This window comes from Janthinobacterium sp. HH106, assembly GCF_001758725.1.
Classification (GTDB): Bacteria; Pseudomonadota; Gammaproteobacteria; order Burkholderiales; family Burkholderiaceae_D; genus Janthinobacterium.
The window spans coordinates 1-11,575 of the sequence record NZ_LRIC01000064.1 but is presented as its reverse complement, the minus strand read 5'-3'; the positions used below and the strand labels follow the sequence as shown (position 1 = coordinate 11,575).

Genomic DNA, 11,575 nt, shown 5'->3' with positions numbered 1-11,575 from the left:
TCCAGAAGAATTCATCGAAGTAGAAATTGCCGTGGTAGCCCTGCGCCGTGCGCGCATTGGTGCCCAGGAAATACAGATGGGCACCGTTCGGCAGCACGATGGGGTCGCCCGTCAGCTCGATGCCGGCCGCTTCGCGGGCGAATTGCACGATGTATTGCTTGAAGACGTGGGCCTGGCTTTTTGAGGCGGACAGGAAAATCTGATTGCGCCCCGTTTCCATCGCATCGGCCAGCGCCTCGCGGGCGAAGTACCAGGTGGCGCCGATCTGGCGAGACTTGAGGATGGCGCGCGTGCGCTGGTCGCCGTTGCGATACCAAACTTTCTGGTAATCGAACAGCGAATCCTGGAAGGCGTCGAGCAGCTGGATTTTCTGTTCTTCGCTGAAATCGTTGCGCGTCGGTTTCTTCTTCGGGCCCGCGTTGCGGTTCGCCAGCTTCGGATTCAAGTCCACCTCGTTGCCGCCCGGCTGCTCATAGCGGCGCACGCGCGCCATCTGCACGATGGTGCGCGCCAGCAGGTCAATTTCCTTGTAGTCGCTGCCGCTCTTGACCTCTTTTTCAATCAATTTCACCAGGCGCAGCTCGGCCGACGCTTCCACGTGCTCGATGGCCTGCGCCTTGTCCCATTCGTCGCGCTCTTTCCAGCTATTGATCGTGCTGCGCTTGATCCCCAGGTGGCGGGCGATGGACGAAATGCGCCATCCCTTCCAGTACAGGGCGCGCGCGGCACGGCGCGGCTCGGATTCGGGCACGGCCAGTTCGGCGATTTTCTCGTCGGGGGTTTGTTCGCGTGTTTTCTCGATTGTCAGCATGCCGCCAGCGTAGGCCGCGCGCGCGCGGAACGGGGAAAGGCAATAGTCGCTATGGCCCATAGCAACCCGCACCGCATTGAATCGCGGCGCCAAGACGTTGACCATGGCGTTATCCGATCAACCGAGAACGCCCACCATGTCCAAATCGAAATTCTTCCGCGTCGCCACCGAAGGCGCCACCACGGACGGCCGCAACATCGACCGCGCCACCATCGAGCAGATCGCCGCCACCTACAACCCGAAAACCTACGGTGCGCGCATCTGGCTCGAGCACATTCGCGGCATCCTGCCCGACAGCCAGTTCAAGGCCTACGGCGACGTGATCGCCGTCAAGGCCGAGGAAGTGGACACCGACAGCGGCAAGAAACTGGCCCTGTTCGCGCAGATCGAACCCACGCCGGAACTGGTGGCCATCAACAAGGCGAAACAGAAGCTGTACACCAGCCTGGAAATTCAGCCCGACTTTGCCGACTCGTCGCAGCCCTACCTGGTGGGCCTGGGCGTCACCGACAGCCCGGCCAGCCTGGGCACCGAGGCGCTGCAATTCTCGGCCAGCCGCAAGCAGCAAAGCACCAACCTGTTTACCTCCGCCGTCGAGGTCACGCTGGAATTTGACGAGCCGCAGGGCATCAAGCTGGCCGACGCCGTGAAAAACCTGCTGTCGCGCTTCTCCCATAAATCCGGCACCGACGCCGCGCAGTTCGCCGACATCAGCGAAGCCGTGCAGGCGCTGGCCGGCCACGTCGTCACCGCCAACGACAACTATGCCGATGCCCTCAAGCGCCTGGATGCGGCGGAAAAGGCGCAGAAAGCGACCCAGGACGAGCTGGCCAGCTTCAAGGCGCAGATGGACGAAGCGCCCGGCAACGGCCCGCGCCGCCCGGCCGCCACCGGCAACGACGGCGCCGTGCAGACCGAGTTTTAAGCGCCCGCGCTATCCCTCACACCCCATTCAACAACGGAGCATCGAACCATGAAAAAGCAAACACGCCAGGTCTTTGGCCAGTACGAAACCCGCCTGGGCCAACTGAACGATACGGACAACGTGGCCAAGACCTTCAGCGTCACGCCCAGCGTGCAGCAAAAGCTGGAAACGAAGATGCAGGAATCGAGCGAGTTCCTGTCGAAAGTGAACATCATCGGCGTGACCGAGCAGGAAGGCGAAAAACTGGGCCTGGGCGTGTCCGGCCCGATTGCCGGCCGCACCAACACCAAGGACAAGGAACGCAAGACGCGCGACCTGTCCACCCTCGACGGCACCAAATACCGCTGCGAGCAAACCAACTTCGACACGCATCTGAACTATGCCAAGCTGGACGCCTGGGCCAAGTTCCCCGATTTTCAATCGCGCGTCGCCAATGCCATCCTGACGCGCCAGGCGTTAGATCGCATCGTCATCGGCTTCAATGGCGTGAAAGCCATGGCCGACACCGACCTGGACGCCAATCCGCTGCTGCAGGACGTCAACAAAGGCTGGCTGCAGCACCTGCGCGAGCTGGCGCCCGAGCGCGTGCTGGGCCTCGTGGCCGCCGGCATTCCGGGCAAGGTCATCATCGGCGACGTGGACGGCGCCGACTATGCCAACCTGGACGCGGCCGTCACCGATGCCGTCAACCTGCTGGACCCGTGGTATCAGGAAGACACCAACCTGGTGGCCATCGTCGGGCGCAAGCTGTTGAACGACAAGTATTTTCCGCTCGTCAACACCAAGCAGGCACCCACGGAAACGCTGGCCGCCGACATCATCATCAGCCAGAAACGCATCGGCGGCTTGCCGGCCGCGCGCGTGCCCTACTTCCCGGATAACGCCATCCTGATTACCCGCTTCGACAATCTGTCGATCTACTTCCAGGAAGGCGCGCGCCGCCGCCGCGTCGAGGACGTGCCCAAGCGCGACCGCATCGAAAACTACGAGTCGTCCAACGACGCCTACGTGATCGAAGACCTGGGCCTGGCCGCGCTGGTGGAAAACATCGAGCTGAAAGACAAGTGATGGCGAACCAGTCCCCCGCCCTGCGCCACCGCGCACGCATGCTGGCCGAGCGCACGGCCGGCGCCGCCGCGCCGCAGGGCGTGACCACCGGCACGGCCTACGATCTGATGCTCTACAAGCTGTCCGATGACCGGCGGCGCCTGAAAGCCATTCAGTCGGTGGAACGCAAGATCGAGGTCAAGGCCACCTTGCTGCCCAACTATGCGCAATGGATCGACGGCGTGCTGGCAGGCGGCAAGGGCGCCCAGGATGACGTGTTTGCCACCCTGCTGGTGTGGCACATCGACACGGGCGAGTACGAGCGCGCCCTGGTCATGGCCGCCTATGCGCTGGAACACAAGTTCACCTTGCCCGAGACTTACAGCCGCGACATCGCCACCCTGATGCTGGACGAGTTCGCCGAAGGCTATTTACACGGCAAGCTGGCCAGCGATCCGCAGCATGCGGCGCAGGTGCTGGGCACCGTCGAGCAGCTGACGGCCGCCAGCGACGCGCCCGACCAGGCGCGCGCCAAGCTGCACAAGGCCATCGGCCTGGCCTTGATCGCCGTGCTGGATCAGGCCGACGAAACGGACATCGCCCCGGCGCTGGTAGCACAAGCGGAAACGGCCATGGCCCAGCTGAAACGCGCCCGCGCTCTGTCGGAGTCCTGCGGCGTCAAGAAAGATATGGAAAAGCTGGAGCGGCGCCTCAAGCGCGCGGCCGGTTCCACGTAAAGAGCATCCCCCGCAGCACGGCGGCACGGGGGGATTCTGGTAATACCTTTGACCTGATGAACCCCGTCCACCGCCCTATTATTGAAAGCGCCCCGTATGTCCTTCATGGCCCTGCCCCCGTCCATCCCGCCCGGCACCACCCCGGCGCCGCCAGCGGCTACCCCTGGCGTCATCGAGAACGACGGCTGGTTTCCCGACATTTTTCTCACCGATATGCGCGACGCCATGCGCCTCGATGGCACCGTCACCGACGCGCGCCTGGTGCAAGCCGTGGTCGATGCCATCCTGCAGGTCAACCGCGAACTGGCCGACTGGCAGGGCAAGCACACCGCTGCCGGCATCCCCGCCCTGGTGGACGTGCCGGCCGCGCGCATCAACCGCGAATCGCGCTTGCTGGCGCAGTACCGGCGCGCCGTCTACAGCACGGCAAAAGCCGACCTGATCGAGCGTTACCGCGATTACGACAGCACGGCCACGTCCGTCAGCGACAAGAAAAGCATGGAATGGCTGGACGAGGCACCCGGCGCGCAGCGGCGCAATGCGCAATGGGCCATCGCCGATATGGTCGGCCGCACGCACCTCACCGTGGAACTGATCTGATGCAGGTGCGCACGCGGCAGCACGACACGGTAGACGCCCTGGTGTGGCGCTACCTGGGCGACGGCGCGGGATACGTCGAGCAAACCCTGGAAATGAATCCCGCCCTGGCACGCCACGGCGCCGTGCTGCCTGCCGGCCTGGCCGTCACCCTGCCCGAACCGGCGCCCACCACGGGCCAGGTGGCTGCAGCCGATCTTGTGCAGCTATGGGATTAACGCAGCAATCCACCTTTTTACCCTCATGAAAAATCTATTACCCCTATCACCGGAGAATCAAGCAATGTCCGCAGAATCGTTTGGTGGTTTCGCCACCCTGGTCAAACTGTACGGCTTCAAGGCGGCGCTGGGCATGGTCGGCGCGGCCATGCTGTACATCGTGCTGCCGCCGCTGAACAGCGACGGCACCTTCAACAAGGGCGAATTCGTCGCCCGCCTGGCCTGCGCCGGCGTGTTCTCGTGCCTGCTGGGCGGCACCGCGTATCAGCTGCTGTGCGCGCAATTGCCCAGCGTCGGCGCCATGGTCAACGCCTCCGCCATCGACCTGATCGTGGGCGCGCCCGGCTGGTGGGTATCGCGCGCCGTGGCCCTGTGGTTCCAGCGCCGCAGCGACAAGGACATCGCCGAGCTGCTCAAAGACGCGAAGGAGCATTGATGGCCGCCCCTGCAAATCCCCTTATCGCGCGCACCATCGACGCCATCCTGCGCGCCGAAGGCGGCTACGTGAACGACCCGCAAGACAAGGGCGGCGAAACCAATTACGGCATCACCGTGGCCGTGGCGCGCGCGAATGGTTACACGGGGCCGATGCGCGATCTGCCCGAGTCCGTGGCGCGCGCCATCTACACGGCGCGCTACATCACGGAACCGAAGTTCGACCAGGTGCTAGCCCTGCATGCCGGCATCGGCGCCGAAGTGATCGACACGGGCGTGAACATGGGGCCGCACCGCGCGGCCGAGTTCCTGCAGCGCTGGCTGAACGGCTTTAACGACACGGGCGCGCGCTATCCCGCCCTGTTCGTCGACGGCCGCCTGGGCGCGCAGTCGCTGGGCGCGCTGGCCGCTTTTCTCATATGGCGCGGCCAGGATGGCGCCGCCGTGCTGCTGCGCGCCCTGAACGGCCTGCAGGCGGCGCGCTACCTGGAAATCACGGAGGCCAACAAGACCCAGCGCCGTTTTCTGTTCGGCTGGATCAAGGAACGGGTGGCCATGTGAGTGCGACCACCTGGCGCCCGCTGGCCGCCTACCTGGTGTGCGGCGCCATGGTCGGCTGGACAGCGCAGGGCTGGCGCAAGGATGCCAGCATCGCCGAACTGCAGCGGGCGGCCGCTATCCAAACATCCACAGCCGCCACCGAACTGGCCCAGGCCACAGCCCGCGTGCTTACCTTGGAACGCGCCGCCGGCGCCGCCCTGGCGCAGCGCGCCGACCACCTCACCCAAGAGCAAACCCATGCGAAAACCGAGCGTGACCGTTTCAATATTGACGTGCGCAGCGGCGCTGTGCGCCTGTCAATCCCCGTCACCAGCGGCCAGTGCGCCGCAACTGCAGATTCCACCGCTGCCACAGGCCATCGGATTGAGGCGCGCGCCGAACTTGACCCAGCGACTGCGGCAGCTCTTGACGCCATTGCAGGCGACGGCGACGACGCCACACGCCAACTGAACGCCTGCATCGACGCCTACAACCATATCCGCGACACCTACCATGTACAAACCGAATAGCCTGCGCCAGCACCTGGCCGCCGCCATCCCCGACCTCCAGCGCGACCCCGACCGCCTGCTGGTCTTCGCCGACGAGGGCAATGTCGTGGCCAGCGCCACCGCCTCCCTCTCCTTCGAATACCGCTTCAAGCTCAACCTGATCGTGACCGACTACGCGGGCGACGCCGACGCCATCATGGTGGCCCTGATCGCCTGGCTCAAAGTCCACCAGCTCGACCTGATGGCCAACGATGAAACGCGCAAGCACGGCATCGCATTCGAGGTGGATTTTAATAACCATGAAACGGTCGATATTTCCATCAAGCTGGACTTGACCGAGCGCGTGGCCGTCAAGGCCGGCGAAGCGGGCCGCCTGGACATCAAGCATCTTGCCGAAATACAGCACATGCCGGCCTATGCGGACGAGTTCTGGAAGCTGTACGCAGGCGAGAAACTCCTGGCCGAATGGCGCACGCCCGAGGCAACGGCATGAGCGACGACCTGCACGCTTTGGCAACTTGGGCCGGCGCCCTGCTGGCCAAGCTGCAGCCGGCCCAGCGCCGCGCCATCAATCAAAAGGTGGCCATCGACCTGCGTCGTAGCCAAGCACAGCGCATCAAGGCGCAGCAGGGACCGGATGGCACAGCCTATCCGGCGCGCAAGCGGCGCAAGGAATTCAAAGGGAAGAATGGGCGCATCAAGCGACAGAAGGCGGCGATGTTTGCCAAAATTCGTACCGCCAAACATCTGAAAGTGAAGGCGACCGGCGATCAGATCGAGGTCGGCTTCTTTGGCTGGGTGGCGCGCGTGGCGCATGTGCATCAGTTTGGCCGGCAAGACCGCATTACTAAACAGGGTGCCGTCTACAAGTACTCGGAGCGGCCGCTGCTGGGCTTGAGTGAACCGGATCGGACGTTGATACGCGAATCGCTGCTGCGTCACATGGAAAAAAACTAAGATGCTTCAATGCAAACTTCAACTGACATTAGTTATCAAATGAGATAGAGTCGCATCATACAGACCTCTACGAGCAAAACCCTGCCGCTCTCTCTCACCTCAATTAGATTGTCGGCGAAATCATCGAAAGATTTAATATGTCTCTCTTACAACAAATAATTGATGAGGCAATCGCTAAGGACTCTAGTGTTACTCGATTGCTCCGCCTCTGCATGGTACTGGCTTATGACCTAGGACATGAACCGCTTTCGACATGGATTAAGCATGAGCTTGAGGGCTATCCGGACGAAGTTAGTTTGCCGCCTTACCGGGTGTTTTCAGGAGTTATCAGAGGCCATATAGTCGGAAGGTATGAGGGGATAATACAGATACCAGTTACAGTATTGCCAGAAGACATGCGTAAGGCTTTTCAAGACATTCAGTATCGGCAGCCCGTTGCAGAATGCGCACAAATGATAGAGGCGAGTGAAGGCAAGGGCACTCTCAAAAAAGATTGGCCTATCGTTTTAGCTGTTAAATACGGTTCGACAATGACGCCAGGATCATATTGCACAGGAGCTTGGATGGAGTTCACTGTAGCGAATCTCACGTCGATGGTCGATCAAATAAAGACGAAGATACTTGCATTTTCTCTGGAAATAAAGTCGACCTATCCTGATGCTGGGTTGGTGCCAGCACATGATGAAAATTTAAAGGAAAAGGAGAAATTAGTGAGCCAAATATTTAACACTACAATCAACGGCGGGAATGTTCATGGCGTTGCATTCGGAAATCATTCCGTCGAGCAAAATATAATCAATGGCATCACACCCGGTGACTTACCGTCACTCGTATCGGCACTTGAAAAACTCGGCCTGCCGAAAGACTCAGCAGCAGAACTGGCGGACAACGCCGATGCTGATAGAAAGGCTGGCGAAAAAGGGGTCGGTCCAAGGGTGAAAGCATGGTTTGAAAAGGGAAAAGAAGTTGCAGTCGATGTAGTGGCGGGGAAGACTTTTGAGCAGATTATTGCTTACGGCACTGCCGCGATCTTAGCTTTTACACCGTAAGATATATCTGATAACACGGTCTTAGTCGCTAAACCGCATATCAACCCGCCCCCGCGTGCATCCGCACGCGGACTTCGGCAACATGCACTGCATGAACGCCGACCTGTCCGACCTCACTCGCTTGCTGCAAAACCTGATCCGCCTGGGCACCATCGCCGAGGTCAAAGAGGCCAAGGCGCGCGTCCAGCTAGGGCCGTCACTCACCACCGAATGGCTGAAATGGGCCACGCGGCGCGCTGGCAGCACACGCACCTGGTCGGCGCCCACCGTGGGCGAACAAGTCATCGTCTTTTCCCCAGGCGGCGACCTGAAGCGCGGCATCATCGTGCCGGCGCTGTACTCGCAGGCATTTGACGCGCCCGAAACCAGTGACACTGTCCACACCACGCACTACCCTGACGGCGCCGTGGTGCAATACGACCATGCTGCCCACGCCCTGACGGCCACGCTCCCCGGCGGCACGGCCACCATCACGGCCGATAAGGTGACGTCGAACGCGCCCAGCACCATCTGCACGGGCGACCTGACCGTCATGGGCAATCTGCTTGTCGAGCAATCGGCGACCGTCAACGGCGCCACCGCCCTGAACGGCGGCGTGAACGCCAAGGCCGGCGCCGCCAGTGGCGTGGCCATGACCGTGCAAGGCACCGTCAAGGCCAGCGAGGACGTGCTGGCCGGCGCCATCAGCCTGGCCAAGCATCCGCACGGCGGCGTCAAGGCCGGCGGTGACCAGTCGGGCGGGCCGCAAGCATGATGGGCATGCACGCCGCCACCGGGCACAGCCTGACGGGCCTGGGCCACCTGCGCCAGTCCGTGACCGACATTCTCACCACGCCCATGGGTTCGCGCATCCGGCGCCGCCGCTATGGCTCCGAAGTGTCCGAGCTGATCGACCAGCCCTTAAATAGCGCCACGCAGTTGCGCATCTTCGCCGCGACCGCCTTTGCCCTGCGCCGCTGGGAGCCGCGCCTGCAGCTCGCCAGCGTGCAGCTCACGCGCGACACGGACGGCGCCATCACCTTGCTGCTCGATGGCACGGCGAATGGCCAGAGCATCACTCTGTCCGTGCCCGTCAAACAAGGCGGCAGCGTATGAGCACGCCCATCGATCTGACCCAATTGCCGGCGCCGAGCGTGGTCGAGGTGCTGGACTTCGAAGCCGTCCTCGCCACGCGCAAAGCCCACCTGGTCAGCCTGCTGCCGGAAGCCGAGCGCGCGGCCGTCACGGCCCTGCTCGAGCTGGAATCGGAACCGGCCACCAAGCTGCTGGAAGAGAACGCGTATCAGGAAACCATCCTGCGCAACCGCGTCAACGAGGCGGGCAAGGCCGTCATGCTGGCGTTTGCACTCGATGGCGACCTCGACCAGCTGGGCGCCAACGTCAACGTAGCGCGCCTGGTCATCACGCCGGCCAATCCCAACGCCCTGCCGCCCGTGGCCGCCGTCATGGAAGACAACGACGCCTACCGCCTGCGCATCCAGGAAGCGCCTGACGGCCTTTCCGTGGCCGGCCCGAAAGCGTCGTATGAATTTCACGCCCGCAGTGCGGACGGCCAGGTCAAGGACGCGAGCGCCACCAGCCCCGCGCCGGCCAGCGTCACCGTCACGGTGCTGGCCAACAACGTCACCGGCATCGCCAGCGCCGAACTCTTGGGCACCGTGGCGCACGCGCTCAACGCCGAGGAAGTGCGCCCCCTGGGCGACCGCTTGACGGTGCAGGCCGCCCAGGTCATCGACTACCAGATCGAGGCCACCTTGTTTATCGGCGTCGGCCCGGAAGTGCCGATTCTGCTGGACGCCGCGCGCGCCAACGCTGCGCGCGTGTCGCAGCCGCGCCGCCCGCTGGGCCACAGCATTTATCGATCCGCCTGCAGCGCCGCCGTCCACGTCGAAGGCGTGCGCAAGGTCGTCTTGACCAGCCCGGCGACGGACATCGAACTGGACGCCACCCAGGCCGCGCGCTGCACCGCCATCAAATTGAATGTGGTGGTGCTCGATGAATAAGATCGTGCCGACCCTGCCGCCCAACACCACGGCGCTGGAACGCGCCATTGCCGTGGCTTGCGCCGAGCTGGTCAACGTGCCCGTGCCGCTGCGCGACCTGTGGAACGCCGACCGCTGCCCCGTTGCCTTGCTCCCATTCCTGGCCTGGGCCTGTTCCGTTGACCGCTGGGACGACGCCTGGCCCGAGTCGATCAAGCGCGGCACCATCAAGGCGTCCTACTTCATCCACAAACACAAGGGCACGATTGCCGCCGTGCGCCGCGTGGTCGAGTCCCTGGGCTATCTGATCCGCATCACGGAATGGTGGCAGGCCACGCCGCTAGGTGCGCCGGGCACGTTTCGCCTCGACGTGGGCGTGCTCGACACGGGCATCACGGACGCCATGTTTCAGGAAATGGAACGCCTGATCGCCGACGCCAAGCCCGTCAGCCGGCATTTGACGGGACTTGCGCTGTATCTGGAAACCCGTGGCCAGGTGCGGATCGGCCTGGCCGCCTATCACGGCGATGCGATGACGGTTTATCCGTGGATCGCCGAAGAAATCGAAGTGCGCGGCACGCTATTACAAGGCGGCGCACCCCATACCATTGACACCATGACCATCTATCCATGAGCACATACTTTGCCATTCTGACGCAGGTGGGCGAGGCCAAGCTGGCCAACGCCATCGCCCTGGGCCAAACCCTGAAACTGAAAAAAATGGGCGTGGGCGACGGCAACGGCGCCCTGCCGATCCCGGACCGCTTGCAAAAAGCACTCGTGCATGAAGTGCGCCGCGCCGACCTGAACCAGTTGGCCATCGACCCGGCCAACGCCAGCCAGATCATCGTCGAGCAAGTCTTGCCCGAGGACGTGGGCGGCTGGTGGCTACGCGAAATCGGCATCTACGACGAGGCGGGCGACTTGTGTGCGGTTGCCAACTGCCCTCCCAGCTACAAGCCCTTGATGGTCGAAGGCAGCGGCCGCACGCAAGTGGTGCGCGTGGTGCTGATCGTCGCCAGCACGGCCGCTATCGAGCTGAAAATTGATCCGTCCGTGGTGCTGGCCACCCGCCAGTATGCCGACGACAAGGCCGCCGGGGCTGTCATGGCGCATGAGGCGAAGGCCAACCCGCACCCGCAGTACCTGAGCAAAATAGACGGCGAGGCCAAGATCGCAGCAGCGATTGCCGCCCTGGTCGATAGCTCGCCGGAAACCTTGAATACCCTGGCCGAACTGGCCGAAGCGCTGGGACGCGATCCGCATTTCGCCACCACGATTGCCGATGCGCTGGCGTTGAAAGCCCCGCTCGACTCGCCAACCTTCACCGGCACGCCGAACGCGCCGACGATCCCCCACGGCGACAATTCCGCGCGCGTGGTGAACGCCCGCGCCCTGGCCGAGGCGACGCAGGGGCGCGCCGGCGTGCAAGGGCTGTCCGGCGCGAACCATGGCGCTTCGCCGGCAAACAAGTTCACCGTGTCCGCGCTCGCCGTCACGATGCGCAACCCGGCCACCGGACAGGCCATCACGAAATATGCCACCGGCGCCTTGACGGCGGACGTGGCCGTGGTCGGCGCGAACGGTCGGGATCAAGCGGCTGTCATTGCCGGCACCGCATCGGTGCATCTGCACTTCATCTTCAATCCGGCAACGGGCGTGACCGCCTTGCTGTGGAGCGCGTCGGCGGATGCCCCGACACTGCCGGCCGGATTCTCCTTCTTCGCCTATGCCACCACCATTCGCTACCAGGGGGCCAACGTCATCA

The 11,575-nt window shown here is 63.2% G+C and carries 17 protein-coding genes; 16 read left to right on the top strand and 1 reads right to left on the bottom strand.

The genetic code is table 11. From position 1 onward, the window contains the following. Positions 1 to 811: terminase family protein (locus tag JAB8_RS24525; RefSeq protein ID WP_217494245.1), on the bottom strand; the 811-nt coding region annotated here is incomplete at its 3' end. Between the two features lie 136 nt (positions 812 to 947). On the opposite strand from JAB8_RS24525, the gene JAB8_RS24520 reads away from it, so the two are divergent. The 16 genes from JAB8_RS24520 to JAB8_RS30045 all read left to right on the top strand — a co-directional run. Further along, positions 948 to 1,736: a GPO family capsid scaffolding protein gene (locus tag JAB8_RS24520; protein WP_070291816.1), complete on the top strand. Its 789-nt coding sequence runs from the start codon at positions 948 to 950 to the stop codon at positions 1,734 to 1,736. A 48-nt stretch (positions 1,737 to 1,784) separates the two neighbouring features. Next, entirely contained in the window at positions 1,785 to 2,804 is a 1,020-nt protein-coding gene (locus JAB8_RS24515; protein WP_070291815.1) for a phage major capsid protein, P2 family, read from the top strand. Further along, positions 2,804 to 3,520, top strand: coding sequence for a phage terminase small subunit (gpM, locus tag JAB8_RS24510; RefSeq protein WP_070291814.1), 717 nt, complete (start codon positions 2,804 to 2,806; stop codon positions 3,518 to 3,520). The genes JAB8_RS24515 and gpM overlap by 1 nt, the downstream gene beginning before the upstream one ends. Before the next feature lie 96 nt (positions 3,521 to 3,616). Further along, positions 3,617 to 4,120: a head completion/stabilization protein gene (locus JAB8_RS24505; protein WP_070291813.1), complete on the top strand. Its 504-nt coding sequence runs from the start codon at positions 3,617 to 3,619 to the stop codon at positions 4,118 to 4,120. Then, positions 4,120 to 4,335, top strand: coding sequence for a tail protein X (locus JAB8_RS24500; RefSeq protein ID WP_070291812.1), 216 nt, complete (start codon positions 4,120 to 4,122; stop codon positions 4,333 to 4,335). The genes JAB8_RS24505 and JAB8_RS24500 overlap by 1 nt, the downstream gene beginning before the upstream one ends. Before the next feature lie 64 nt (positions 4,336 to 4,399). After that, the gene (locus tag JAB8_RS24495; protein ID WP_070291811.1) at positions 4,400 to 4,771 is read left to right on the top strand and encodes a hypothetical protein; all 372 of its coding nucleotides are present in this window, start codon (positions 4,400 to 4,402) and stop codon (positions 4,769 to 4,771) included. After that, a complete protein-coding gene (locus tag JAB8_RS24490) occupies positions 4,771 to 5,331 on the top strand; it encodes a glycosyl hydrolase 108 family protein (RefSeq protein ID WP_070291810.1) in 561 nt (186 codons plus the stop codon). The genes JAB8_RS24495 and JAB8_RS24490 overlap by 1 nt, the downstream gene beginning before the upstream one ends. Next, positions 5,328 to 5,840: a lysis system i-spanin subunit Rz gene (locus JAB8_RS24485; protein ID WP_083287912.1), complete on the top strand. Its 513-nt coding sequence runs from the start codon at positions 5,328 to 5,330 to the stop codon at positions 5,838 to 5,840. Before JAB8_RS24490 ends, JAB8_RS24485 begins: the two co-directional genes overlap by 4 nt. Then, entirely contained in the window at positions 5,824 to 6,312 is a 489-nt protein-coding gene (locus JAB8_RS24480) for a phage tail protein (RefSeq protein ID WP_070291809.1), read from the top strand. Before JAB8_RS24485 ends, JAB8_RS24480 begins: the two co-directional genes overlap by 17 nt. Beyond that, positions 6,309 to 6,776 (top strand): phage virion morphogenesis protein, encoded by a 468-nt coding sequence (locus tag JAB8_RS24475; protein WP_070291808.1) that lies wholly within the window; start codon positions 6,309 to 6,311, stop codon positions 6,774 to 6,776. The genes JAB8_RS24480 and JAB8_RS24475 overlap by 4 nt, the downstream gene beginning before the upstream one ends. A 137-nt stretch (positions 6,777 to 6,913) precedes the next feature. Next, entirely contained in the window at positions 6,914 to 7,825 is a 912-nt protein-coding gene (locus JAB8_RS29290) for a hypothetical protein (RefSeq protein WP_139143171.1), read from the top strand. Positions 7,826 to 7,907: 82 nt separating this feature from the next. Continuing rightward, a complete protein-coding gene (locus JAB8_RS24465; RefSeq protein WP_070291817.1) occupies positions 7,908 to 8,579 on the top strand; it encodes a phage baseplate assembly protein V in 672 nt (223 codons plus the stop codon). Continuing rightward, positions 8,576 to 8,920: a GPW/gp25 family protein gene (locus JAB8_RS24460; RefSeq protein ID WP_070291806.1), complete on the top strand. Its 345-nt coding sequence runs from the start codon at positions 8,576 to 8,578 to the stop codon at positions 8,918 to 8,920. The genes JAB8_RS24465 and JAB8_RS24460 overlap by 4 nt, the downstream gene beginning before the upstream one ends. Continuing rightward, on the top strand, positions 8,917 to 9,828 hold the full coding sequence (locus JAB8_RS24455; protein ID WP_070291805.1) for a baseplate J/gp47 family protein: 912 nt from the start codon (positions 8,917 to 8,919) through the stop codon (positions 9,826 to 9,828). The genes JAB8_RS24460 and JAB8_RS24455 overlap by 4 nt, the downstream gene beginning before the upstream one ends. Continuing rightward, positions 9,821 to 10,441, top strand: a complete 621-nt coding sequence (locus tag JAB8_RS24450) for a phage tail protein I (RefSeq protein WP_175445250.1) — start codon at positions 9,821 to 9,823, stop codon at positions 10,439 to 10,441. The genes JAB8_RS24455 and JAB8_RS24450 overlap by 8 nt, the downstream gene beginning before the upstream one ends. Further along, positions 10,438 to 11,575: phage tail protein (locus JAB8_RS30045; protein WP_175445249.1), on the top strand; the 1,138-nt coding region annotated here is incomplete at its 3' end. The genes JAB8_RS24450 and JAB8_RS30045, both read left to right, overlap by 4 nt.